The 21,112-nt window shown below is 61.3% G+C and carries 22 protein-coding genes; 3 read left to right on the forward strand and 19 right to left on the reverse strand.

Going from position 1 to position 21,112, the window contains the following annotated elements; all coding sequences use genetic code 11:
- Nucleotides 1–27: 27 nt before the first annotated feature.
- The 5 genes from F6V25_RS08885 to F6V25_RS08905 all read right to left on the reverse strand — a co-directional run bounded on the left by F6V25_RS08885 (nucleotide 28) and on the right by F6V25_RS08905 (nucleotide 4,647).
- Complete coding sequence (locus tag F6V25_RS08885; RefSeq protein WP_151128242.1) at nucleotides 28–351, reverse strand: low molecular weight protein tyrosine phosphatase family protein; 324 nt, start codon at nucleotides 349–351, stop codon at nucleotides 28–30.
- A 73-nt stretch (nucleotides 352–424) separates the two neighbouring features.
- Nucleotides 425–1,063, reverse strand: coding sequence for a tetratricopeptide repeat protein (locus F6V25_RS08890; protein ID WP_151128243.1), 639 nt, complete (start codon nucleotides 1,061–1,063; stop codon nucleotides 425–427).
- 51 nt (nucleotides 1,064–1,114) lie between these two features.
- Nucleotides 1,115–2,719: a thiolase family protein gene (locus F6V25_RS08895; protein WP_151128244.1), complete on the reverse strand. Its 1,605-nt coding sequence runs from the start codon at nucleotides 2,717–2,719 to the stop codon at nucleotides 1,115–1,117.
- A 272-nt stretch (nucleotides 2,720–2,991) separates the two neighbouring features.
- Nucleotides 2,992–3,855 carry an NAD(P)-dependent oxidoreductase gene (locus F6V25_RS08900; protein ID WP_151128245.1) on the reverse strand — a complete coding sequence of 288 codons (864 nt, stop codon included), beginning with the start codon at nucleotides 3,853–3,855 and terminating at the stop codon, nucleotides 2,992–2,994.
- 135 nt (nucleotides 3,856–3,990) lie between these two features.
- Nucleotides 3,991–4,647: an endonuclease III domain-containing protein gene (locus F6V25_RS08905; RefSeq protein ID WP_151128246.1), complete on the reverse strand. Its 657-nt coding sequence runs from the start codon at nucleotides 4,645–4,647 to the stop codon at nucleotides 3,991–3,993.
- Between the two features lie 77 nt (nucleotides 4,648–4,724).
- Between F6V25_RS08905 and F6V25_RS08910 the strand changes: the two genes are divergently transcribed.
- Nucleotides 4,725–5,606: a PHP domain-containing protein gene (locus F6V25_RS08910; protein WP_151128247.1), complete on the forward strand. Its 882-nt coding sequence runs from the start codon at nucleotides 4,725–4,727 to the stop codon at nucleotides 5,604–5,606.
- Here F6V25_RS08910 and F6V25_RS08915 read toward each other — a convergent pair whose 3' ends face one another.
- Nucleotides 5,607–6,434 (reverse strand): cytidylate kinase family protein, encoded by an 828-nt coding sequence (locus F6V25_RS08915; protein ID WP_151128248.1) that lies wholly within the window; start codon nucleotides 6,432–6,434, stop codon nucleotides 5,607–5,609.
- A gap of 135 nt (nucleotides 6,435–6,569) precedes the next feature.
- On the opposite strand from F6V25_RS08915, the gene F6V25_RS08920 reads away from it, so the two are divergent.
- Complete coding sequence (locus tag F6V25_RS08920; RefSeq protein ID WP_275095493.1) at nucleotides 6,570–7,148, forward strand: methyltransferase family protein; 579 nt, start codon at nucleotides 6,570–6,572, stop codon at nucleotides 7,146–7,148.
- Here F6V25_RS08920 and F6V25_RS08925 read toward each other — a convergent pair.
- The 8 genes from F6V25_RS08925 to nadC form a co-directional block, all read right to left on the reverse strand.
- Nucleotides 7,126–7,827, reverse strand: coding sequence for an MgtC/SapB family protein (locus tag F6V25_RS08925; RefSeq protein ID WP_151128250.1), 702 nt, complete (start codon nucleotides 7,825–7,827; stop codon nucleotides 7,126–7,128). The two genes, F6V25_RS08920 and F6V25_RS08925, sit on opposite strands and share 23 nt — an antisense overlap.
- Nucleotides 7,824–8,726 carry a GTP-binding protein gene (locus F6V25_RS08930; RefSeq protein ID WP_151128251.1) on the reverse strand — a complete coding sequence of 301 codons (903 nt, stop codon included), beginning with the start codon at nucleotides 8,724–8,726 and terminating at the stop codon, nucleotides 7,824–7,826. Before F6V25_RS08930 ends, F6V25_RS08925 begins: the two co-directional genes overlap by 4 nt.
- Before the next feature lie 78 nt (nucleotides 8,727–8,804).
- Nucleotides 8,805–9,698, reverse strand: coding sequence for a hypothetical protein (locus tag F6V25_RS08935; protein ID WP_151128252.1), 894 nt, complete (start codon nucleotides 9,696–9,698; stop codon nucleotides 8,805–8,807).
- 87 nt (nucleotides 9,699–9,785) lie between these two features.
- Nucleotides 9,786–10,955, reverse strand: a complete 1,170-nt coding sequence (locus F6V25_RS08940) for an SPOR domain-containing protein (protein WP_151128253.1) — start codon at nucleotides 10,953–10,955, stop codon at nucleotides 9,786–9,788.
- Nucleotides 10,956–10,991: 36 nt separating this feature from the next.
- Entirely contained in the window at nucleotides 10,992–13,076 is a 2,085-nt protein-coding gene (gene fusA / locus F6V25_RS08945) for an elongation factor G (protein WP_151128254.1), read from the reverse strand.
- Between the two features lie 167 nt (nucleotides 13,077–13,243).
- Nucleotides 13,244–14,008 carry a type III pantothenate kinase gene (locus F6V25_RS08950; RefSeq protein WP_149306114.1) on the reverse strand — a complete coding sequence of 255 codons (765 nt, stop codon included), beginning with the start codon at nucleotides 14,006–14,008 and terminating at the stop codon, nucleotides 13,244–13,246.
- A 1-nt stretch (nucleotide 14,009) separates the two neighbouring features.
- A complete protein-coding gene (locus F6V25_RS08955) occupies nucleotides 14,010–14,999 on the reverse strand; it encodes a biotin--[acetyl-CoA-carboxylase] ligase (RefSeq protein WP_151128255.1) in 990 nt (329 codons plus the stop codon).
- A gap of 26 nt (nucleotides 15,000–15,025) precedes the next feature.
- The gene (gene nadC, locus F6V25_RS08960) at nucleotides 15,026–15,850 is read right to left on the reverse strand and encodes a carboxylating nicotinate-nucleotide diphosphorylase (RefSeq protein WP_151128296.1); all 825 of its coding nucleotides are present in this window, start codon (nucleotides 15,848–15,850) and stop codon (nucleotides 15,026–15,028) included.
- A 194-nt stretch (nucleotides 15,851–16,044) separates the two neighbouring features.
- On the opposite strand from nadC, the gene F6V25_RS08965 reads away from it, so the two are divergent.
- Nucleotides 16,045–17,310, forward strand: a complete 1,266-nt coding sequence (locus F6V25_RS08965; RefSeq protein WP_191966140.1) for a c(7)-type cytochrome triheme domain-containing protein — start codon at nucleotides 16,045–16,047, stop codon at nucleotides 17,308–17,310.
- An 87-nt stretch (nucleotides 17,311–17,397) separates the two neighbouring features.
- Here F6V25_RS08965 and F6V25_RS08970 read toward each other — a convergent pair whose 3' ends face one another.
- From F6V25_RS08970 to F6V25_RS08990, 5 genes are all read right to left on the reverse strand, one after another.
- Entirely contained in the window at nucleotides 17,398–18,318 is a 921-nt protein-coding gene (locus F6V25_RS08970; RefSeq protein ID WP_151128256.1) for a diguanylate cyclase, read from the reverse strand.
- Nucleotides 18,302–19,165, reverse strand: coding sequence for an HDOD domain-containing protein (locus F6V25_RS08975; RefSeq protein WP_151128257.1), 864 nt, complete (start codon nucleotides 19,163–19,165; stop codon nucleotides 18,302–18,304). The genes F6V25_RS08970 and F6V25_RS08975 overlap by 17 nt, the downstream gene beginning before the upstream one ends.
- Nucleotides 19,146–19,484 carry a hypothetical protein gene (locus tag F6V25_RS08980; RefSeq protein ID WP_151128258.1) on the reverse strand — a complete coding sequence of 113 codons (339 nt, stop codon included), beginning with the start codon at nucleotides 19,482–19,484 and terminating at the stop codon, nucleotides 19,146–19,148. Before F6V25_RS08980 ends, F6V25_RS08975 begins: the two co-directional genes overlap by 20 nt.
- Nucleotides 19,485–19,713: 229 nt before the next feature.
- A complete protein-coding gene (locus F6V25_RS08985; RefSeq protein WP_151128259.1) occupies nucleotides 19,714–20,205 on the reverse strand; it encodes a chemotaxis protein CheD in 492 nt (163 codons plus the stop codon).
- 5 nt (nucleotides 20,206–20,210) lie between these two features.
- Nucleotides 20,211–21,101 carry a sensor histidine kinase gene (locus tag F6V25_RS08990; RefSeq protein WP_151128260.1) on the reverse strand — a complete coding sequence of 297 codons (891 nt, stop codon included), beginning with the start codon at nucleotides 21,099–21,101 and terminating at the stop codon, nucleotides 20,211–20,213.
- Nucleotides 21,102–21,112 lie beyond the last annotated feature (11 nt).

The following is a 21,112-nucleotide window of genomic DNA, read 5'->3' on the forward strand; positions in this document are numbered from 1 at the left end:
GATGGATCATTGGAGCTGGTCTCCCCCTCAAATCCTGACATACCGAGGCACTTTGGCCTCCAGTATCCTGATAAGTTCCGGGTCCATGTACGCGTAGTTATCCGGGATATCCAGGACAACCAGCCTCGTCGTCTTGAACGCGGCTTTGAACCTGCGCGCCAACTTGTCCCGGTGGATTCTTTCCATGCAGAAAACCACATCGGCCCATTCGATCACATCAGCGGATATTGGGGTTACGGCGTCATTGTTCGTGCCTGCCGAAAGCGCCTCGACGCCTGGGTAGGCTGAGAAGACGGCCTCTGCGGTGGGGCTGCGAAGCTTATTCTGGCTGCATACAAAAAGGAGATTCAAGGTGGGCGCTTGGTTTATGGGAGCGGTGTTTTTCAGCTATCTGTGCCAAATTCGCGATCTTTGATATAAATATCTAATGAACGTAAGGCGCTGGTTCGCTTGTCTTTTGGGGCTCCCATGAAATTGCTAGAGATTCCGACTGTTTGACTTGGTCTGCTGACAGTCTGGCTTTGAGTTTCGATTTGTGCCCTGGCGGATCACTTAGTACCCATTGGCAGAGCGAAACATTCTGGCACCTCTTTGCCGCATCTTGGGCCAATAGCATCCACTTTAGCCCTTCGACATCATTTTGAGGCTGGACATATTGATTTGAATACAGGCTCGCCAAGTTATACTGTGACTGCATATATCCTCTTTCTGCTGCCATCATATAAAAATCGTAGGCTTTCGTAAGATTCCTGTTTAAGCCATTTTTACCATACTCGTATGAAACGCCGACATTATGGCAAGCAGGTTGACTACCGAGTTTGCAAGCCCGTTCATACCATGAAGCTGGACTCCCGAAAATATTTACCTGCACTCGCCCTTCTTCCAGTAAACGCCCAAGTTTCAATGCAGCAGAAGCATCACCTTGCTCTGCCCCTGCTTTATACAGCATGGCCGCATTTTCAGGGTGTCCCGTTCGCAAAGCTGCATCACCTGGGGTGTGGGCACAGCCAATGAGAGAAGTATACAACGACATGAATATAAAAGACTGGACTAGGTTTCTCATTTGATTTCGTTCCGGTAATTTCCAAACCTCTGTATCGTTGCTATAAACCTACTACCCCTTCCCAATCAACCTCTTCCACCCGCTCCCGGCCAACTCCACCAACCCGTTGATGGTGCGGGTGTAAAACTTGCGCACCGGCATGCGGTTGACCAGGACCCTATCGTCCTGCCGCTCCACGGAGATCGGGGCGCCGTGTTCTATGCTCGCCACTTGGTCGTAATGCTCCCCGTCGATGCCGAAGAGGAAACGGTACTTGACCCCCTCCAGCTTGCAGGCGACGATCAGGATGACCACCTCGGGCCGGCCGGTCTTGTAGTCGAAACGGGCGGTGGAGGTGACGAAGGAGCCTTCCACCAGCGGTGTTGCCGCCAGCAGCGTGTCCAGGGTCGCGTTCTTGGGCTTGATCTTGCCCAACGAGGGGAGCCCCCACGGCTTGTACGCCTCGTGGCGACGGCGCTGGTACTGGTCGCTCCGCTCCAGCAGGGTCACCACGTTGTTGTTGATCGGGCCGCCGATGGAGTGGGACAGGCCGGCGCTGAACCCCTGCTCTTGGATCAGGCGGTGGTTCTCCACGATCTGGATCATGCCGGTGGCCCCCAGGGGGTGGCCGCGCCCCTTCAGGCCGCCGGTCAGGTTGGTGGGGAAGGCCCCGGTGGGGCCGGTGAGGGAGTCGTCCAGCAGGGCGTCCATGAGGCGGTTGCGGCTGACGATCCCCAGGTCCACCAGGTTGATGGGGCCGAAGCCGTTGAAGGGGTCATGCATGTTCACGTGCAGCCGCCCCTCCAGGGTGCGTATGTCCTTGAGGCCGGCCATGCCGTAGGCGTATCCGGCGGCTATGACCGTGGCGGGGAAGGAGTGGAAGTAGTTGCGGTCGGCGATGGTGGGGATGTCGGTGGCGCTCCCCACGCCGCTGACCAGCACGTCCTGGGGCTTGGCGGTGAGGATGACCGCCGCCATACCGTCGGACATGGGGCAGTAGTCGTGGTAACGCAGGGGATACCAATAAAGGTAGTTCTTGCCGCTGGCGATCTGGCGGTAGTACTCCTCCACCTCGATGGTGTTCCTCAAATGTGCGTCCGGGTTCTGGGCGGCAAAGCGCTGGCTCCGCTGGGTCAAGAGGGCCGCGTAGGCGGTCCACTCCTCGTCGGAAAGCTCCAGCCGTTCCTTGAGGGCCCGGGCCACCAGGGCGCCGCAGGCCGGCATGGTGAGGCCGAATTCCGATTCCTCGCGGTCGATCACCCCGGCGATGATCCGGGTGGATTCGGTGGTGGAGGCGTCGCTCATCTTCTGGATGCCGATGGCCAACACATGGTCGAAGCGCCCCGACGCCACCTCCAGATAGGCGCTCTCGAAGGCCGAGGCGCCGGAGGACGAGGCGGTGTCCACCAGCACGGAGCGGGCCCCGGAGATGCCGAGTATCCCGGCGATCTTCGCCGCGGTGTTGTCCACCCCGGAAAAGGCGGAAGGGTTCTGGCTCCCCACCACCACCGCCTCGATGTCGCGCCGCCGCACCGGACTGCCGCCGAACACGGCTTCGCAGCGTTCGGCCATCTCCAAAAAGGAGAGGTTCTCCTTGTCCTTGCCGTTGTAACGCCCCACCGGGGCCATCCAGGAGGCGGCCACATAGACCTGCCGGGGACGGAATTGGGTGCTCATGGTTTCTCTCCTTGTGCACTAAAAGAAAAGAGGCGCCCGGCCAGCCGGACGCCTCGTGCGTATTCCAGATCAATCGCTATCAAGCCGTTTTTGCAAGGGGCTTTGGCATTGAACCGGTATCACCGCCCTAGCAGACTATTGAAAACTCAGGTTGTTCAAAAATAGTCAGATCGTCGCACACGCTAGACAAGCCCTGAGGAGGCGTAGCAGCGCTACGCCGCACGAAAGGGCTTTTGAGGACGAAGGCCTGATGGCTGTTTTTCAACAACCTCCTAGCGCAACGCCTTGATGACCGCCGAGAAATCTTCCTCGCCCCAGCCGGCGTCCACCGCTTTTTCGTAGACCTTGCTGGCCGCTTCCGCCGTGGGCAGGTTCAGGCCCATGAGGCGTGCCGCATTCAGGACCATGTGGAGCTGCTCGTGGACGTATTTGAGCGCCAGGCTGCGCGTAAAATCGCCCCGGGCCATGGCCCGACCCTTGAGGTGGAACAGGGGGGAGGCGACACCCCGGGTATCGAGCACTTCGAGGATCTTGTCGGCGGTGAAGCCCATCTTGTCGCCCAGCACCAAGCCTTCCGCCAGGACCTGCACCAGTTCGGCCTGCACCATGTTGACGATGAACTTCATCTTGGTGGCGTCGCCCACCTCGCCCACATGGATGATGTTGAGCCCGAAGCAGGAAAAGGGCTCGCGGCATCTCCCCACCAGGGACGGATCGCCGCCGGTAACGATGGTCAGAAGCCCGTTGGCCGCATGCTCCTTGCTCCCCCAGACCGGGGCGTCCAGATACAGAACCCGTTTCTTGGCGCACTCGTCGGCCATCTTCATGGTGGTATCCAGGGAGTGGGAACCCATGTCAGCCAGGATCGTCCCCCCGCCGATGCCGGCAAGGATACCGTCCTCGCCGAAGAAGAGACGCCCCAATTCCTCACCTTCCGGGACGATGGCGATAACCAGGTCGCGGTCCCGTGCGGCTTCGGCGGCCGACGTTGCGGCTTCGGCGCCCAACTCCACCAGCCTGCTCACGGCGGAGGGGTCCGTATCGAAAACCGTCAGCTCATAACTTCCCTTGGACAGGTTGGCGGCCATGTGCCGGCCAACGGTACCAAGCCCGATGAATCCGATTTTTCTCAACATTTTTGCGCCTCCTGAGATAGCGTTATTATATAGATGATGGGGGATTTTACCTAATAATCATAGCGCTGGCAACCAACAAATCGTTATTCAAACGGTATTTTAAAACAATGTGACACACAAACGGCGTAATCGGCGTCAGCGGGATTGGGCAACGCCGACGCGCGAGCAGAGATCGCTCAGGCGGCAGACGGAGCAGCGGGGCGATACGGGGTGGCAGAGGTTCTGGCCGAAGGCCACCAGCAAGTCGTTGATTTCGATCCAGTATTCCGGCGGGAGCAGGGCGCGCAGCGCCATTTCGGTGGCGTCGGGGTTCTTGGTCGCCACGTATCCCCAGCGGTTGCAGATGCGATGGACGTGGGTATCGACGCAGATACCCGGCTTGCCGAACCCCAGGGTGAGCACCAGATTGGCGGTCTTGCGCCCCACGCCCCGAAAGGCGAGCAGTGCGTCCAGGCTGTCCGGCACCCTGCCGCCGTACTCCGCCACCAGGCGGCGGGAGATCTCCAGAATCTGCTCGGCCTTGGTACGGTAGAACCCGGCCGGGTAGATCAGGCGGGCGATCTCCTCTGCCGGAAGCCCTTCCATCGCCTCGGGGGTAGGGGCGCGGTCGAAGAGCCGGGCGGAGGCCTGGGTCGTCACCTCGTCCTTGGTGCGCAGGGAGATGATGCAGGAAATGAGCACCTTGAAAGGGCTGCGGCTGGCTTCGGCAACCACGGTGACCGAGGGGGTGCGCCACGCCCGGGCCTCTTCGCGCAGGATGGCCATGGCGCGGTGTATATCGTCCGGTTTCATGGCAAAATAGTACCCGAAGGCGGCCGGCCATGCAATAGCGCTTTTACTTTTCTGCGGCACCGGGCTACTATACCGGTATGACAACGGAACCATCTGCCTACATAGACCTGCACGTCCACTCCAGTTTTTCCGACGGCGCCTTTACCCCCTCCCAGGTGGTGGAGCGGGCGGCAAGGGAGGGATTGCGCGCCATCGCCATTGCGGACCACGACTCGGTGGCCGGCGTGCCGGAGGGGATCGCCGCCGGGGCGGAACGGGGCCTGGAGGTGATCCCGGCCATCGAGCTTTCGGTGCAGTTCAAGACCTACAAGGACGTACACCTGCTGGGATACGGCATGGATTGGGGCGACCGCGGGTTTCTGGAGCACTTGGGCCTTCTGCGCGAACGGCGGGAGTTGCGGAGCCACGACATCCTGGCCGCGGTGAACGAACGCCTGGCGGGGGAGGGGCGGGCGGTCATCGGGTTTGAAGAGGTGGCGATACATGCCCGAGGCGCCATCGGCCGGCCCCACATCGCCCGGGCCATGATCGGGCGGGGCTATGTGGATTCGGTCGAGGAGGCTTTCCGCCGTTATCTGGTCCCCTGCAACGTTCCCAAGCGCTACTGGCCCATGGACGACGCCATCGCCACCATCAGGCGGCTGGGTGGGGTAGCGGTCCTCGCCCACCCGACCAGTGTCAGCACCCTGCGGCCCGAGTTGCGCAGCATCATCACGGAATTGGCGGAGCTGGGGCTGGACGGTATCGAGGTATTCAACAACATGGCACTGCCGGAGGAGATGTCGGTGCTGCAACGGATTGCCGGGGACCGGGGGCTGCTGATGACCGGCGGCTCGGATTTTCACGGCATCGAAGAGGGGCAGGAACTGGGAAGGGGGCGAGGCGGCATCCGTTTCGAGGATACCCTGCTCACCCCCCTGAAGGCTCGTCTTGAACAGCGGAAGGTTGAGAGGTCCTGATCAGCTTCGATCCTTGTAGGCCTTGTAATTGACCACCTGGATGTCTTCCTGCACCGACTTGACCCCCTTGACCGACCCGGCGATTCTGATGGCTTCCCGTTTTTCCTGTTCCGAGGCCAGGTAGCCGCTGAGATTCACCTTTCCCTTGGCAACCTCGATGGTGAAGGGGCGGTAGTCCAGGTCGGCCGAATTCAGCAGGGCGGTCTCGATCTTCTTCATCAGGATGGTGTTGTCGATCAACTCCGTTGCGCCCTTATCCGCTTCCTTGAGGTGGTGATCCTTGGCCGCAGCCACGATGCACTCCACAATGGCCTCTTCCGACATGCGCGACGTGTTGAACACCAGATCGTATCCCAGCGGGTCGTGCCAGTCCCGGTCGAAATAGAAATGGATGAAGCCGCCCCGTTGGTGGTCGCTGCGGCGGATCATGGACTTGGCCAGGTCGGGGTCGATCCATTCGCGCTCGGCGAAGCGTTCGGCCCGCTCTTCGAAATCGGCGATAAAACGGAGCCTGAGAACGTTGCGGCACTCCTTGAGCAGGTCCTGGCCGCCGCGGCCGTACAGGATTACGTTCCCCTTGCGGGCGAAATCCAGCAGGATGAGTTCCACCGAGTTGAGAGCCGCGGCCCGTTTGCGGTCTTCGGCCGTGATGTAGGAGGGTGGCTTTTCGTCAACCATCTGGAGCATGTCGGTCGTAAGGCCGTATTTGGAGGCGATGGCGCCGATCCGGGCGCCGTCCACAAAGGTGTACTTGAGTCGCTTGGCAACCTCTTCCGCAATGTGATACGCCCCGGTACCCATTTCCCGTGAAAATGTGATGACTGCCATCAATAACCTCCCTGCAGGATGAGCGTTGCCAGCGCTATATAACACGTTGGGGTTGTGTATACAAGAGGACAGTGATAATCTGGTGCCCTGAAATGATTCATCGGGGAGGCTCCGCTGCCGGACTACTGCGTCTTCATACTCCGTTTCCTGATCTTTGCCGCCGCGCATTCCCTGTTTGCCGCAACCGGGATCAAGGAAATCATCGCCCGGCTGTGCCATGGCGAACCACGGGGCTACCGCCTGGCCTACAACCTGTTCTCCCTGGCGCTGTTCGGCTGGGTGATGGCCGCCTTCCGCTCATCACCGGTGCTCTACTTCGCCCCCGGCGTCTGGAGTCTGGTCATGTACCTGGGCCAACTCGTCTGCGGGGTGATCCTGGTGGATTGCCTGCGCCGGACCGGGGCGGGCGACTTCCTCGGCATCAGCCAGCTCGGTTCTGGCCGGGCCGAAGGCCCCCGCCTGGTTACCGACGGCTACTACGCCATGGTGCGCCACCCCCTGTACCTCTTCTCCACCGCCTTCCTCCTCCTCAACCCGGTCATGACCGCCCAGTGGCTCCTGTTGACGATCCTTTCGGCCGCCTATTTCGTCATCGGCGGCCTGATCGAGGAACGCCGCCTCCTGGCGGAGTTCGGCGACGAATACCGCCGGTATCGCCAGCAGACCCCCTTCATCATCCCCGCGGCCAGGGTCAGGCGACCGCATTCACCTTGACGGCCACATCCCTGATGCCGCTTATGGCCGAAACGCTCTCCAGGGCGTCGACAGCCAGTTTCTGTCCGTGCAGCTTGAGCTGGAATTCGTAGACCAGGAGTCCCGCAATCGGGCGTCGCTCCATGCCGAGCAGCGTCATCTTGTAGCCGCATGCCTGGACCGCCAGGGTGATCCGTTCGAGTTGCCCGTCGCAGTCGTCGCTGTGGACCGTGAGGATGGCGTAGGTGTCCCGGGAGAGCATCCCCTCGATCTTTTTCAGCGCAATGAGGCTCACGAGCGCAATGGCGGTCACCAGGGCCGAGAGCGCGAACAGGCCGACGCCGCAGGCGACCCCCACGGCCGCGGCGACCCAGAGGCAGGCCGCGGTGGTCAAGCCCCGCACCGATGTCCGCTCCCTGATGATAGCGCCGGCCCCTAAAAAACCGATCCCCGTCACCACTTGGGCCGCCACCCGGCCGGCATCAATCCCCACCGGCAGCACGCCGCCGAAGTTGCCGAACATGCGATAAAAGCTGATGGAAACGGCCACGAACAGGGCTGAGCCGAGGGATACCAACAGGTGGGTCCTGAAACCGGCCGGCCGGCCGTGAATCTCCCGTTCCAGGCCGATCAGCGCGCCGAACAGCGCCGCCAGCAGGAGGCGCCCCATCATCTGGTAGTCGAAATCGACGGGCGTCATGGCGCGTCGGTATCCGGCCCGACGGCGACCGTCAGCACGAGCCGCCGCGTCTGCCCGTGGAGGGAGATGGCGAGGGGAATCCGCACGCTGCCGTCGGCCTGGGGCACCGCCTCAGCCGCCTGCGTCACCCGGAGATCGCCCGGGGACTCCGGTTCCGACGGCAGGGGGGCATCGGCCGCCTCTTCACCGTCCGTGGGGGGAGGCGGGCTCGGGGCAGAGGCTTCGCCGAGGAGGCTGTCGGGCTGCGCGGGCGGGGCCGCGGCCTGGGGAGCGGCCACGGAGGAGGGGGGGAGGGGGGCCGGTTCGGCTTGCAGGGTGTGTTCCGCGCCGACCCGTTCCATGATCTGGCGGGAGAGGACCGAGAATGTTTCCAGCACCCCCTCGCCGTTCAGGGCCGTGGAGAGGCAGGCCGTGAGGTGCTCCACCTCCAGTTGGGCCGCGGTTGTCGTCGCATTCGTCGCCCCGGCCCGGTCCACCTTGTTCACCTGCAGGACCGCCGGCATGTCGTTCAGGCTCATGCCGTATGAGGCCAGGTAATCGCGCAAACGCTCGATACTCTGCTTTCCCGTCGCCGTGGCGTCTGCGGCATCGACCACCAGCACCACCCCGTCCGCCCCCTTGAGGGTCATCTTCCAGGCTGCGGGATTGGCGACCCGGCCCGGCAGGGTATAGATGTGGAAACGGATGCGGTAACCGCCGAACACCGGTTGCTCGAACGGGCAGAAATCGAAGAAGAGCAGCGAGCCGCCGCTGGCCGGCAGTGTTTTCAGTTCGCCGCGCAGCGACGGCTTGATCCTTTCGTACAGGTAGCGCAACGAGGTGCCTTTGCCGGCCCCCTCATGCCCGTAGTAGACAATCTTGGCGTTGATCTCGCGTTTGGCGTTGTTGATAATGGCCATTCCAGCTCCCGGTTTGTCGATTGAATATCCTCATTGCATGTGCAGGTGTTTCTATTTTTATCCGTTTTCAGCGGCCACCTAACGTTTTTTGTTGAGCAGCAACCGTTTCGCCTGGGTGGAAATGACCGATGAAACATTCTTGCTCTTGGCGTAGCCGGCGATATCCTTGTCGCTCAGGGTGGAAAGGTAGCGCAGCGCATTCTGGATCGGCGTGCGGTGATTGTCCACCAGCGCCTTGCGGATATTGTAGACCTTGACCCAATCCTTGTTGGCACAGATCAGGCGCATGATCTCGTCGTTCTGGATGCCGGATTTCAACAGGGTTACGACCTCGCCCTCGGTCATGCGCGGGTTTTTGACGACGCTCCCCGAAACGAGCTTGTTTGCATCCTTGACCAGGATCGAGCGCCATTCCTTGTCGCCGGTCAGGGCCATCTTGATCTTCTCGGCAATGCCCAGCACCTGGGCCATTTGATACTTGCTCTGAAATTCCTCGGCGGTCTCATCCACCGGGACATCGGGCTCTTGCGGGGCGGTCTCGGCCGCTTCCCCGGGTTTGGACTCATGGGGGGGGCTGTCGGCAGGCGGCGCAGCGCCGGCGCGCTGCAGGATGATCCTCTCCAGGAAGGAGCGGGCCGGTGCGGAAAGCTGTTCGTTTCCCAGGAGCGCTTCCGCAATGCCCTCCCGTTGATGGTGGACCTTGGCGATGGCGTCGAGGAGCGCCGGATGGGCCTCGGACGAACCGGCCACGACGAGCAGGGTCTCCCCGGGCAGCGAGGAAAATGCCGCCTGCGCCGCAGCCTTGACCGCCGCATCGCCATCCTTCATCAGGCAGAAGATCAGCATGAACCGGTCGAACGGCTCCAGTGCAGGGGCATTCCCAATGCCCTGGAGCCGTTCCCCGGCGCTCTGCCCCGGACGGAGGCAGGCCGCCACGGGCGGCGATATCTTCAGCTTGATCGTCTCGGCCATAATCCTTATATCCTGTGCGATTGTGTCGCTCCCGGCAGGGGGGGAGGGCGTAGCGACTACGCCCCGGCCCCGCCTGCCGTACTTATGTTACGGATGGGACAGGGAAGCCTTGATACCAAGCCCCTTCAACTTTTTGAGCACCGCATCGGCACCTTTCCTGTCGCTGAACGTACCGGCGACAAGGGTCTTCGACGGTATGGATACCTCGGCGTGTTTTACGGTCAGGTTGATGCCGGCCGCGGCCAGGCGTTCCTTCTCGGAACCGGCCCGGGCCGTCAGCAGGTAGGAACCGGCGTACACGGCAAACTTGCCTCCCTGATCCATGATAAAGGCGTCCGAGGTGTAACGTTTCAATTTGTCCAACTCCTGCTGGGCCTCGACGCGGCTCGGGTACTCTCCGGCAAGGAGGCGGTTCATGGCTGATTTCTTGCGGCCTCCCGGTTTGACGGCCGTCTCGATCCCGGCGCCTTTGACCCGCGACAGGTCTGTCGCCATGGCTTCTTCAAGAACATAGTTCCCCACGACGACCGTCCAGGGGCCGGTAGCCTTGGCGGGAGCGGGCTTCGGCTTCACCGTATCCTTTTTCGCCGTTGCCGGCGCGGCCTTCTTTGCCGGGACTGCCGCTGCTCCGGCCTGACTCTTGCCGGGCGCTTTGGCGGCTTCGGCCGATTTTTTGTCGCTTCCCTGTGCCGGTGCCGGTTTCTTCACCGCCCCGGCGGGTTGCTGTTTCGTGACGGGGACGGCCTTCTTGGCATCCTGCTTGGCTGCGGTCGCCGCTTTGGGCTCTTTTGCCGCGGGTGCCGCCTTTTTCTCGGGAACTGCTGGTTTCTTTTCTGGAACCGCCGGTTTCTTTTCGGGAGCCGCCGGTTTGGCCGGCTTGGCCGCTTCGGGCTTGGGAGGTTCCACCTTTGCCTCGGGTGCCGCTTTCACGGCTGCAGGGGGCTCGGCCGAGGCCACCTTCTTGGCTTCGGGCGCCGCAGGTGCGGCGGCATTCTTCTGCGCCCCCGGCGCGCCTGCCGTCTCGTCCTTGGCCGTCTGCCCGTTGCGTGGCGGCAGCGGTTTTTTCACCACCTGGGGCGCCGGGGTCTCGGCCGGTTTCTGCGCCTCCTGCGGCTTGATCAGGCCGGTGAAGAAATACAGGTACGCGAAAGCTGCCACGAGGATCAACAGTACAACCAGCAGCATATTCTGTCTGCCCTTTTCGGCCGGTGCCGCCGACTCTGGCTCCTTGGTGTCGTTGCCAAACTTGAAATCCATGAAAAACCTCCGTTGATTTTTAACCCGCGAAAGCGGTTATTCCTTCTTGACCGTCTGAGTCTCGGCAATCACCTTTTGGGACAGGTGCGTCGGCAACTCCTCGTAGTGAGAGAATGCCATACTGAACAGGCCCCGATCGCTGGTCATGGACTTGAGGTCGTTGGAGTAGGCCAGCACCTCGGACATGGGGACGATGGCGCGGATAATCTGGGAGTTGGCCTTGGGCTCAACCCCGACCACCTTGCCGCGGCGGGAGTTCAGGTCGCCGATCACATCCCCCATGCTTTCGTCCGGAACGGTCACCGTCATGTTCACGATCGGTTCCAGAAGTACCGGTTTGCACAGCTCCATCGCCTTTTTGAACGCCATGGAACCGGCCACCTTGAAGGCCATTTCCGAAGAATCAACCGTATGGAAGGAACCGTCGTAGAGCGCAACCCGGAAGTCCACCACCGGGTAGCCGGCCAGGTATCCCTCCAGGGCCGCTTCCTGAATCCCCTTGTCCACCGCAGGGATATACTGGCGCGGGATGACGCCCCCCACGATCTTGTCGTCGAACTGATACCCTTCGCCCCGGCCGGTGGGGGACATCTCTATCCAGCAATCGCCGTACTGACCCCGGCCGCCGGACTGTTTCTTGTATTTCCCCTGGACCTTGGTCGAAGCGCGGATCGTCTCCAGGTACGGCACCTTGGGGGTCTTGAGCACCACCTCCACGCCGAACTTGCGCTTCAGCTTCTCGACGATCACCTCCAGGTGTACCTGGCCCATGCCGGAGATGATGAACTCCTTGGTCTGGGGGTCGCGGTGCGACTGCAGGGTCGGCTCTTCCTCGATCATGCGGTGCAGGGCGCTGTGGATCTTGTCCTCGTCGGCCTTGGTCTTCGGGGCGATGGCATAGGAGATCACCGGCTGGAGCTGCTGGGCCGGCTCGTACACGATCGGCTTGGCGGCATCGCACAGGGTGTCGCCGGTCACGGTCTCCTTGAGTTTGGCCACGGCCACGATATCGCCGGCCACCGCCTGCTTGATCGGGTGCTGCTTCTTCCCTTCCAGTTCGTAGATCTGGCCGATGCGCTCTTCGATCCCCTTGGTGGAATTGAGGATGGTGGAGTCGGAGTTGAGCACCCCCGAGTAGATCCTGAAGATGGTTATCTTCCCCGTGAAGGGGTCGGATGTGGTTTTGAACACCAGGGCCGAGAACGGCTCCTTTTCATCGGGGGCGCGCTCGATCATTGCGCCGCTTTTGGGCTCGGTTCCCACCGCCTTGGTACGGTCCAGGGGGGACGGCAGGTAGTCGCAGATGGCGTCCATGAGCTGCCGGACCCCGATGTTCTGCACGGCCGAGCCGCACAGGACGGCCGTAAAGGTGTTGCGCATGGTGCCGACCCGCAGGCCGTCGACGATCTCCTCCACGGTCAGTTCGCCGCTGTCCAGGTATTTTTCGGTCAGGGCGTCGTAGGCCTCGGCCACGATCTCCACCATGTACTCGCGCAGGCGCGCGGCCTCATCCCGGTATTCGGCCGGTATCTCCCCCTCGGTGCAGGTCCCGGAGCCGTCCTTGGGATAGAAACAGGCCTTCATGTGAATCAGGTCGATGACACCGGCGAACGTGTCCTCCGCGCCTATGGGCATCTGGATCGGCACCCCCCGCGCTCCCAGGGCCTTCTCCATACCGTCGATGGCCCGGAGAAAGTTGGCCCGCTCCCGGTCCATCTTGTTGACGAAGGCGACGCGGGGGATCTCGAACTCGTTGGCCCACCCCCAGATATCCTCGGTCTGCGCCTTGATGCCGGAGATGGCGGAAATGATGACGACGGCGCAATCCAGGGCCCGCATGCAGGCGCGGGTGTCGGCGATGAAATTGCCGTAACCGGGGGTGTCCACGATGTGGACGGAATGGCCGTTCCATTCGCAATGGTCCAGGGCCGAGGTGATGGATATCTTGCGCTTGATCTCTTCGGGCTCGAAATCCATGGTGGCGGTGCCGTCATCGACCCGCCCCAGGCGGTCGATCATGCCGGCGTTGAACAGGATCGCCTCGGACAGCGAGGTCTTGCCCGCCCCTCCGTGTGCGATGATCCCCAGGTTCCGAAGTTTGCTCGTCTCGTACTGTCCCATTGCATAGCCCCCTTAATAAATGAGATATCCTCTGCGTAGCTGCCACTTCATCGCTGTTCGTACAACGTGTGTGTCTGCACAAGAAAGATGTATCTGCAGTCTCAAAAAGGCATCCCGGTCCAGCCGTCAAAGCGCCTGCATTGGCTCGCTTCTCCGTGCCGCCGGAATCAGCTGTTGCGTTCGTACAGTATTCTCAGTCCCTCCAGGGTAAGGAATTCGTCCACTTCGTCGATGGTCTTTGATTCGGGCGCGATCAGGGCCGCCAGGCCGCCGGTGGCGATGACCCGGAATTTTTCCCTCGATTCCTGGCGCATCTGTTCCACAATCCCGTCCACCAGGCCGACATAGCCGAAGAAGATACCGGCCTGCATGGAGTTGACGGTGTTCTTGGCGATAATGTGGGGTGGTTTGGCGATATCCACGCGCGGGAGTTTGCTGGCCCGCTGAAAGAGCGCTTCCAGGGAGATGGCCAGACCGGGGGCGATGGCGCCGCCGCAGTACTCGCCGCGGGCGTTGACGTAGTCGAAGGTGGTGGCGGTGCCGAAATCCACGATCACCAGGGCGCATTTGTGCTTCTCGTATCCCGCCACGGCGTTGACGATACGGTCGGCCCCCACCTCCCGGGGATTATCGTACTGGATCGGCATGCCGCTTTTGATTCCCGGGCCGACCACGTAGGGGGTCAGGTTGAAAAAATCCCGGGCGATGGCCTCCATCACGCCGGTGAGCGGGGGGACGACCGAGGAGATGATGGCGGCGGTTATGGCGGGGAACTCGAGGCCGGCCTGGCCGAACAGGCTGTGGAGCAGGACCGCGTATTCATCGGATGTGCGCGACTTGTCCGTGGAGAGCCGCCAGTTGCGCATGAGCTGCGGCCCCTCATAGATTCCCAAAACGATATTGCTGTTGCCGACGTCAATCACCAGGAGCATTTCAGAGCACCCTCACATCCCCACTGAGTATTCGTTCGATCGTGCCGTCCGGGTGGCGCAGCAGCAGGGCGCCGTCGCCATCGATGCCGGCGAACAGCCCCCGGATGTCGTCACGGCCGTGGTTGCTGACCACCACCTCGCGGCCGTTGGCGTTGCAGCGTTCCTGCCATTCACGACGCACCTGGACGAAGCCGTGGTCGAGAAAGCCGGCATAGAGCCGGTCCAGTTCGTTCAGGAGAAATGCCGTGAACCGCGCCCGGCTGATCTTGGCCCCCCCCTCGATGAGGAGCGAGGTGGCGGGGTGGCGCAGGTCGCCGGGGAACTGGTCGGCCGTCATGTTCAGGTTGACGCCGATCCCCAGGATGACGAAATTGATGCCGTCGTTGATGCCGTCGGTCTCGGCGCTCATTTCGTTAAGCAGCCCGGCCACCTTTTTGCCGTCGATCAGCACGTCGTTGGGCCATTTGATCTCCGGCTTCAGGCCGGTGGTCTGCTCGATGGCCCGGGCGGTGGCGACGGCGGAGAGGAAGGTGAGTTGGGGGGCCTCGAAGGGCTTGATCCGCGGGCGCAGGATGACCGAACAGTAGAGGTTGGCCCCCGGCGGAGACGACCAGATGCGCCCCAGGCGTCCCTTGCCCTTGCTCTGCTCCTCGGCGGTTACCACCGTCCCCTCGCCAGCTCCCTCTTCCGCGAGGCGAAAGGCCTCGAAATTGGTGGAGGTCGTGGTGGCCAGGTTGACCAGCCGGGTGCCGATGAGCCCACTGTTCAACTGCACGCTTATTTCTTCGGCCGCCAGGGTGTCGGGCGACGAAAGCAGCCGGTATCCCCGGGAGGGAACCGCCTCCACCCGGTACCCGGCGCCTCTGAGTGCCGAGATGTGTTTCCAGACCGCGGTGCGTGAGATGCCGAGTTCCCTGCTGAGTTGCTCGCCGGAAACGAACCCGCTCTGTTGCCGGAAAAATCGCAGGATGACAGCTGCCTTCTGGTGCATTGAACGACTCCTGCAGGGGGTAGCGGTTAGTCCAGCAGCATGGAGATATCCATGGCCCGGGCCGAATGGGTCAGGGCGCCGACGGAAATGATGTCGACCCCGGTTTCGGCGATGGCGCGCACCGTTTCCAGATTAACCCCACCGGATGCCTCGACCAGCGCGCGGCCGGCAATGGCCGTCACGGCGGAACGCATGTCCGCGAGGTTCATGTTGTCCAGCATGATGATGTCGGCGCCGCTCGCCAGCGCCTCCTTGACCTGGGCCAGGGTCTCGGTCTCGATCTCGATCTTCAGGGTATGGGGGATATAGGCGCGGGCCCGCGCGATCGCCTCCCCGATGCCGCCGGTGGCGGTGATATGGTTTTCCTTGATCAGGACGCCGTCGTAGAGGCCGGTCCGATGGTTGATGCCCCCTCCGACGCGCACAGCGTATTTTTCCAGTTCCCGCAGGCCGGGGGTGGTCTTGCGGGTATCGACGATGCGCGCCCCGGTTCCCGCCACCGCCGCCACATAGCGCGAGGTGAGGGTGGCGATGCCGCTCAGGCGCTGGAGCAGGTTCAGGGCCACCCGCTCGCCCATGAGCAGCTCGGCCGCGGTGCCGCGCACCGAGGCGATGACGGCCCCCTTGGCGGCTGGTGCCCCCTCCGCCAGACAGGCTTCGAACTCTATGGCGGGGTTGAGGCGTTTGAATACCCTCTCGGCCACGGACAGCCCGGCCAGGAGCATCTCCTCTTTGGCGATCAGACGGGCCGAAGCCCGGCTGTCGGCGGGGATCAGCGCCTGGGTGGTGATGTCTCCGGTATGAATGTCTTCGCGCAGGGCTTGGTCTATGAGATTGTCGAGTGAGAGCATCATCTGTGAGTCCACCTTGAATAGGGGAAATGTGCCCATTTCTATATCACAGGTAGGGAGGCGTATCAACCGCAAAACCGGCGCGTTCGCGACCGTGTTTGCCCGTCTACTTTGCAATTGACGGGAAACACGCCCTCCTGTATAGTAAACCGCTTGAAAAACCCATTTAATCCTATCATTGAGGAGTGGTTAGAATGCAGAAGCACATTTCAGTGTATGTTCTCGCGGTTATTTTACTCACAGCCGTCTGCGCCGCTGCAGTCGAAACCAAGGACATCAAGTTTACCTTCAAGAATGCGACTCCGGTCGTTTTCAGCCACGAACGTCACCTGCTCAAATATAACAACAACTGCAAGATGTGCCATGACGCCATCTATGACCTGAAGACACGCCGCCATTTCACCATGGCCGAGATGGAGAAGACCAAGTCCTGCGGCGCATGCCATAGCGGCGTCAAGGCTTTCAGCGTGGCGACCGAAAAGGATTGCGTCAAGTGCCACAAGGGTAAGACCCAGGACAAGGTCTACAAGGTCAAGGGGGTGTCCGATGTGGTATTCGGCCATACGCTCCATGTTTCCAAGACCGGCGGCGCCTGCAAGAGCTGCCATGGCGGCAAGATCTTCAGCGGCAAAACCCGGGGCGTCACCATGGCCGAGATGGAAAAAGGAAAAACCTGCGGCGCCTGCCACAACGGCACCAAAGCCTTCACCGTCGCCGGCAACTGCAACCGCTGCCACAAGGGGCTGAAACCCCGGGACATCACCTTTACGCTCAAGGGTGCCGCACCGGCGACCTTCAGCCATTCGTTCCATACCCAGGCCTATTCCTGCAAGGAGTGCCACACCAGGGCCTTCCCCTACAAGGCGGTTTCCGGCAAGGCCACCATGGCCGACATGGCCCAGGGCAAATCCTGCGGCGTGTGCCATAACGGCAAGGACGCCTTCGCGTCCAGCGGCGACTGCGGCAAGTGCCACAAGGGGATGAAGCCGGGCAAGATCTCGTTCAAGACCTCCGCAGGTGAGGCCGTCTTCAGCCACGAGTTCCATATCCAGGCATTCAAATGCGCGGACTGCCACACCAAGGTGTTCCCTTACAAGGCGGTTACGGGCAAGGCCACCATGGCTGACATGGCCAACGGCAAATCCTGCGGGGCGTGCCACGACGGCAAGGAAGCCTTTGCGTCCAGCGGCGACTGCGAAAAGTGCCACAAAGGGTTCAAACCCCGCACCATCACGTTCAAAACCGATGCCGGCGATGCCACCTTCAGCCACGACTTCCATGTTCAGGCTTACAAGTGCGCGGACTGCCACACCAAGGTGTTCCCCTACAAGGCGGTTACCGGCAAGGCCACCATGGCCGACATGGAGAAGGGCGCCTCCTGCGGGACCTGCCATAACAAGGACAAGGACGCCTTCTCGGTCAAGGACGACAAGTTCTGCGCCAAGTGTCACAAGATGTAACGGCTTTACAGCTGCAGACGAAATAAGAAGGGCGTCCTTCCCGGTTGGGGAGGACGCCCTTTCTGTATCCGTGCTGTGGCCTCGTTACTAGCTTTTGCGCTGGTCCACCAGGTACTGGCTTTTCTCCGACTCCTTGGCCAGTTTCTTCAGTTCGGCGGCCACCTCGGCCACCTTGGCCACGTGCCGGATCTTGTCCGAGTTCATGGGTACGGCGGCGATGGAGATGGAGAGCAGGGGAATCTTTTCCATCTCCCCCTTGCGGTTGGTGCCGTTGTAATACCCCTGCCGCTTGGTGGCCTCGTCGAACAGGTCCAAAACGATCTGGTCGAAATGATCGATGACGGTCTTGCACACCGATTCCAGTTGAGTCAGGGAGACGATGAAGACGAAATCGTCGCCGCCGATATGCCCGCAGAAGCCGCCTCCCGCATCGCGAACGGCGTTGAACATGATGCGGGCCAGCATCCGGAGCACCTCGTCGCCATGGGAAAAGCCGAAGGCGTCGTTGTACGGTTTGAAATGGTTGATATCCACATGGCAGACCGCCTGAGGCTTGCCCATGGCGTCCTCGATGGCCCGCTGGATGGAAGTGTTGCCGGGGAGGCGCGTCAGGGGATTGTTGTCGAAGATGCGCTTGAGGCGGGAGAAGGAGAGCGCGATGCGGCAGAAGAGTTCACTGAAGTTGAGCGGCAGGAAGACGAAGTCGTCCAGGGGATAGGTCTCCCACGGGAAGGAGTCGTAATCACTGTTCGACACCAGGCCGATGATCGGGATGGTGCTGAAGAAACTGTCGCTGCGCAGGGCCGTGATGATCGTGGTCCCCGCGTTGCAGTCCGAGGAAAGGTCGATGATCAGCAGGTCGGGCGGGTCGGAATAAAAGGCGCCCAGTACGCTGTCGATGTACGACATGCCGGTCGCCTGGTGCCCCCTGCTTTGCAGGCGCAATTGCAGCTGGGAGATGAGCTGCACGTCGGAGGAGACGAGGGATATCCTAATAGGCAACAGCATCGGTGCCCTGTTGCAGTTCGAGGCTGAAGTTCTTGACCTCCACCAGTTTGTCCTCCAGAGCCTCGACGATGTCGGCAATGATCTGCTCGTTGAGCTTGAGGATGTCCCAGGCGACCTGCTGAATCTGCGGCACGTAACTGTCGCCGCTGTCGCCGAAGCCGCTGGCCTTGATCAGCGCGTCGGCGATATGCACCACGGCGGTCTTGATGCGATGACTCCCCGCTGCCGCCACATTGTGGTGGCAGTTGATCGGCTCGCTCAGCTTGTCCGGCAGAAACCAGCTCTTGGCGAGCCATCCACCCACCTCGGCGTGATCCGTATCGATGATCTCCTGCTCCGCCTCCCGCATGTAGACCCGCTTTTGATCGATGACGCGACGGACCTCCTGCTCGGCTTCGCTGCATTTAAGGCTGATGATGACCTTGCCGATATCGTGCAGCAGTCCGGCGGTGGCGATCTCCTCGCACTCCGGCAGGTTAAGCTTGGTGGCGATCAGGTTGGAGGCCACGCCGACCCCCAGGGAATGCTCCCACAGGCCGACGCTGTTCTTCTCCATGATCTCGAAAATAGACGAGGAAAGGGCCAGGCTTTTGACCACGTTGACCCCCAGGAGGATCATGGCGTTGGAGATGGTCGAAACCCGGTAAAAACCGTAGGAGGGGGAGTTGGCCAGCCTGAGGATGCGCGCCGAAAGCACCTGGTCCGAGGAGACGATCCTGGCCATCTCCTGCACCGAGGATTTGTCGTTATCGGACAGGGAGTTCAGCTTATTGATGACACCGGGCAAGGTGGGGAGTGTTTTGGTGTCCATGATGATTTTTTTCAGTTCATTCCGCTTTTCGTCCACCGGATTCTCCCAAGGAGCGTTTCAAGTGCTCGGCGTAGATATCGTAGATTTTCGCCATCAGGGGGTCGTGACGAACCTTTTCAAAACGGTTGTCAAGATCGTGGAGGGTTTCTTCAAGGCTGAGGTCACCCTCCGTCCAGACGGGATGCCCCTCGACATATACGGATTGAATGTTCAGGTTTTCCAGCCGGGCAATGAGCGAATCCGTCAATTCCGTATCCTTGCCGCAAATGGGGATACCGTTTGCGGATTCCGTGCGGAATACGTCCCGCGAGAGCACCATGCCTGCTTTGGCAACCATGAGAGGTATTTTCTGCATCGAGGTTGCTGTCCTTGCCTGGTAATGAGTAATTTGCTAAATGATTGTTAATAAATCAGGATTAAGCATAATAGCTAAAAAAGGTCGTAACGTCAATCCGTTCATTGGCTGGACAGGCGAGTCTCCCGTGCGTTTTTTTCGGACCGACCGCACGAGGGGGCTGGGTGAATAATACCAGATAACTCCACGGAGTTCGAGTGTTAACTCAAAAAAATGCCGGCAGCAGCGGCTATGGCGCCTGGGCGGTAACCTTGTGTTTGCCCACCCAGACGACGCCGGTGCCGGTTTGCATGACGATCTTGCGCCCCAGGCGCCCGCCAACATCACAGGCTTTGATCGGTATGGCGTATTCGTCCAGCAGTTGATTGGCCAGGATGACGTTGCGGTCGCCGATCATGAATATCTCGTTACCGTTGCCGGTGCCATTGACGTTTGCCCCACCGAAAATTTTGGCCACGAGATGCTTTTTCACGCACCCGAGAGCCAACATCTTGTGCAGAAGTTTCTCCATGGCGATATTGCCGTACCGGGGTGTTGCCAGGCCCTCGCCGTTCCAGAGCGGCAGCATGAAGTGATTCATGCCCCCCACGTGGGTCACGGTGTCCCACAGGCAGACCGAAACGCACGACCCCAGCACGGTGCTGATCTGGTAATCGCGCGCGTCGGCGAAGAGGGTGCCGGGGAACAGAAAGTGCCTGTTTGTGGAGTCTTCCTTATTCATCGGTCCTATTTTTCACTGATGTCGTCGAACAGGAACAGGTTGCCCCCTTCGGCAAAGGTGGTGAGGGGGGCGTCACCGTCAGGGGGCGGGAGCGTGACTCTGAACAGCGCCCCCTGGCCGTAGGTGCTCTCCAGGTCGATGGTCCCCTGCAAGAGATCGGCCAGCGCCTTGACGATGCTGAGCCCCAGCCCCTGTCCCAGGTGGGAGCGGGTCGTGCCGGTTTCAAGCTGGGTGAAGCGGTCGAAGATACGTCTCTGGTCTTCCTCGGCGATGCCCGCTCCAAAGTCCCGTACCCCGACGACCAAGCTGCCGTCCGGGGCGAGGTTCAGGGATATCTGGACGCGTCCCCCCTCACGACTGTATTCGACCGCATTGGCCACCAGGTTGGAGAGGATGATCTGCACCTTTTCCGCATCGGTGTCGAACAGCAGGGGGGCCGATTCCGGGGACGGCTCCAGTTCGATCGCCACGGACTTGCGGGCCGCGTGGTGCCGGAACGATTCCGCCACGTCCCGCGCCACCGCGGCAACGTTCACCCGGCTCAGGTGGGGGTCGATCTCCCCCGCCTCCAGCTCGGCGGCCATGAAGATGTTGCGGAGCTGGAAATCCAGGTTGGTGGCCTCCGAGCAGATCATGGACGCCAGCGGGGCAACCTCGCTCCCTTCCGGGCCAAGGGCCCCGATCTGGCCGGCCAGCCCGACGATGGCATTGAGGGGGTTGTTGATCTCGTTGCGGATGTTGGAGAGGAAGTTGCTCTTCAACGCCTCGGATTGTTCCAGCCGCCGGTTCATCTCCACCAGTTTGCGATTTACCACGTTCAGGTCCGAAAAGGTCTTGCGGCTCCGGGCAAAGCGGTTGCTCAACTCCTGGATAAGCTCGTCGTCCGTCAGATTCATGCTAGATGCCC

It is taken from the genome of Oryzomonas japonica, from assembly GCF_008802365.1.
Classification (GTDB): Bacteria; Desulfobacterota; Desulfuromonadia; order Geobacterales; family Pseudopelobacteraceae; genus Oryzomonas; species Oryzomonas japonica.

Coding starts and splice junctions, on each gene's coding strand:
- F6V25_RS08980 (WP_151128258.1), bottom strand. CDS start 19,484: ATGCAGAAAATACCTCTCATGGTTGCCAAAGCAGGCATGGTGCTCTCG.
- F6V25_RS08890 (WP_151128243.1), bottom strand. CDS start 1,063: ATGAGAAACCTAGTCCAGTCTTTTATATTCATGTCGTTGTATACTTCT.
- F6V25_RS08985 (WP_151128259.1), bottom strand. CDS start 20,205: ATGAATAAGGAAGACTCCACAAACAGGCACTTTCTGTTCCCCGGCACC.
- F6V25_RS08915 (WP_151128248.1), bottom strand. CDS start 6,434: ATGGCAGTCATCACATTTTCACGGGAAATGGGTACCGGGGCGTATCAC.
- nadC (WP_151128296.1), bottom strand. CDS start 15,850: ATGCTCTCACTCGACAATCTCATAGACCAAGCCCTGCGCGAAGACATT.
- F6V25_RS08970 (WP_151128256.1), bottom strand. CDS start 18,318: ATGCTGTTGCCTATTAGGATATCCCTCGTCTCCTCCGACGTGCAGCTC.
- F6V25_RS08935 (WP_151128252.1), bottom strand. CDS start 9,698: ATGGCCGAGACGATCAAGCTGAAGATATCGCCGCCCGTGGCGGCCTGC.
- F6V25_RS08965 (WP_191966140.1), top strand. CDS start 16,045: ATGCAGAAGCACATTTCAGTGTATGTTCTCGCGGTTATTTTACTCACA.
- F6V25_RS08940 (WP_151128253.1), bottom strand. CDS start 10,955: ATGGATTTCAAGTTTGGCAACGACACCAAGGAGCCAGAGTCGGCGGCA.
- F6V25_RS08955 (WP_151128255.1), bottom strand. CDS start 14,999: ATGCACCAGAAGGCAGCTGTCATCCTGCGATTTTTCCGGCAACAGAGC.
- F6V25_RS08925 (WP_151128250.1), bottom strand. CDS start 7,827: ATGACGCCCGTCGATTTCGACTACCAGATGATGGGGCGCCTCCTGCTG.
- F6V25_RS08990 (WP_151128260.1), bottom strand. CDS start 21,101: ATGAATCTGACGGACGACGAGCTTATCCAGGAGTTGAGCAACCGCTTT.
- F6V25_RS08905 (WP_151128246.1), bottom strand. CDS start 4,647: ATGAAACCGGACGATATACACCGCGCCATGGCCATCCTGCGCGAAGAG.
- F6V25_RS08910 (WP_151128247.1), top strand. CDS start 4,725: ATGACAACGGAACCATCTGCCTACATAGACCTGCACGTCCACTCCAGT.
- F6V25_RS08930 (WP_151128251.1), bottom strand. CDS start 8,726: ATGGCCATTATCAACAACGCCAAACGCGAGATCAACGCCAAGATTGTC.
- fusA (WP_151128254.1), bottom strand. CDS start 13,076: ATGGGACAGTACGAGACGAGCAAACTTCGGAACCTGGGGATCATCGCA.
- F6V25_RS08895 (WP_151128244.1), bottom strand. CDS start 2,719: ATGAGCACCCAATTCCGTCCCCGGCAGGTCTATGTGGCCGCCTCCTGG.
- F6V25_RS08900 (WP_151128245.1), bottom strand. CDS start 3,855: ATGTTGAGAAAAATCGGATTCATCGGGCTTGGTACCGTTGGCCGGCAC.
- F6V25_RS08950 (WP_149306114.1), bottom strand. CDS start 14,008: ATGCTCCTGGTGATTGACGTCGGCAACAGCAATATCGTTTTGGGAATC.